At 47.5% G+C, this 1905-nt stretch carries 2 protein-coding genes; one reads left to right on the plus strand and one right to left on the minus strand.

Going from position 1 to position 1905, the window contains the following annotated elements; all coding sequences use genetic code 11:
* Positions 1 to 70 precede the first annotated feature (70 nt).
* On the minus strand, positions 71 to 271 hold the full coding sequence (locus tag AAKU61_RS22505; RefSeq protein WP_354335856.1) for a hypothetical protein: 201 nt from the start codon (positions 269 to 271) through the stop codon (positions 71 to 73).
* A gap of 39 nt (positions 272 to 310) precedes the next feature.
* Between AAKU61_RS22505 and AAKU61_RS22510 the strand changes: the two genes are divergently transcribed.
* Positions 311 to 1738, plus strand: a complete 1428-nt coding sequence (locus AAKU61_RS22510) for a DUF6765 family protein (RefSeq protein WP_354335858.1) — start codon at positions 311 to 313, stop codon at positions 1736 to 1738.
* The last annotated feature ends 167 nt before the right edge of the window (positions 1739 to 1905 follow it).

Here is a 1905-nt window from a genome sequence, read left to right on the forward strand (position 1 = left end):
CAACAACCAAAATATGGCCGTTTTAGACTATTTGTGCATCCCAAAATAGAAAGATAGAAATGATACTGTTTCATGAAAGTACGCGGTGTAAGCTAGCTGGACGCCGGCCAGCTACGACTACAACGTCCAGGGCGAACGTATTGCTAAGACGGTCTACACGGACGCCGACGCAGCCGACAAAACCGGCAGTACCGGCAGCACCAGCTACAGCCTCTACCGCGATCAACGACTCTCTGCAGAGACCGACAGCGAAGGTCGTATCACGGCGCATTATGTATATCTGTACGGCAAACCAATCGCCAAGATAGAGATGAGCGCCAATACCAGTACCAAGCATCAAACCTGGAAAACTATCGCCAGCTTGGGCGGCCTCCTCAAATCAACTGAACCAGACGCCAGCGACACGCTAGCCAGTATCTACGCCATCCACACCGACCATGTAGGCACACCGCAAATGGTCACGGATGAAGCACAACAGATCGTCTGGCAAGCCGACACCACACCGTTTGGCATGGCAACGATCCGCTATGCAGCGATGATGAAGACCGGACAAAGTAATGGTAGTGCCAATACCAACACCAACACCAAAGCCTTTGAAATGAACTTGCGTTTGCCAGGACAAGTCTATGACGCCGAGACCGGCTTACATCAAAACTATTACCGCGATTACGATCCGCAACTGGGCAGGTACAGCACACCCGACCCGATAGGTATCGAGGGTGGGATCAATCCGTATAGTTATGTGAATTCCAATCCGTTGATCAATATCGATCCGCTTGGTTTGTATGAAGAAGATATCCATTTCTACATGACGTATTTCTTAGCGCGTGCTGCCGGAGTCGATGCTAAACGCGCCTACATCATTGCCACTGGTGCGCAATATGTAGATGATAATCCTGACACACAGCCAACGAAACCGTCATTGCTCGGCACCGTTGCTACCATCCTGTTCGACAATGCCGGGCAACAGAATCGGCTATCTAAATACCATTTCACTCAAGGTGTGGGAGACGACGTGAGTTCAGATCCCGCCACGCGCTACCTCAACGGTACGAACGACAACGCACAGTTACAGCTATTGAAGTCCGCCGCCGAGAATGCGCGAGAAGTGGGTAGTGACTGTGCAGGCGACGTCATGTTCGGCGAATATCTGCATGCCTTCGAAGATACTTACGGTCATCGCAAGGCCGACAATACACCCATACAAGTCAATGGCGGCTGGGGACATGCCTTGCAATTACACTCGCCGGATCACACCTATAACGAAGACTTTAGTAAGTACGATCCAGAAACCGGAGACTACACTGGTGGTGCTAATTGGAAATATAACGAAGCCCGAACATTAGAGATGGAGCATCAGGTGTTTAATAGAATGACTGCACTGTCGGGCAATAAGACTAACGCACATAGCTGGGAAGAATTTGAGCCTTTACTCAAGAAATTTAATGCGACAAAAGAGAGTAGCAGTAACACGAACGCATTCTCTAGCTCGAGCGAGAAGGTCAATATGCTGAACAAACAGCTTGGTGATGATGGATGGAAATTGCAGTTTGTGGGATTGAATGGGACGCCACAAACACTTAACTTGAAAGACAAAAAGTTTGGCGGTTATGATTCCATAAGGGGTTCTGATGATCGTAAAGATTTCCTTCGTTACAAGGATGATGGTGCCGGTCACAAGGCAGGAGATCCCTTCAAAAAAGACGATCCTCTATTTAAAGGAACGATCTTGCCATGAATTTAAAAATACATATGCTTAATATATTGATGTTAAAAGGCATCTGTCTTGTAGGTGCTTTAATGCTTTCCGTAGAGGTTTATGCAGAAAGCGTCATTCAATCTGATGGGAATATTTGTATTGAATTAAAAGACATAAATAATGGCTGGTCTGTAGCGATAAGAGAC

The organism is Undibacterium sp. GrIS 1.2 (assembly GCF_040544435.1).
Lineage (GTDB): Bacteria > Pseudomonadota > Gammaproteobacteria > Burkholderiales > Burkholderiaceae_D > Undibacterium.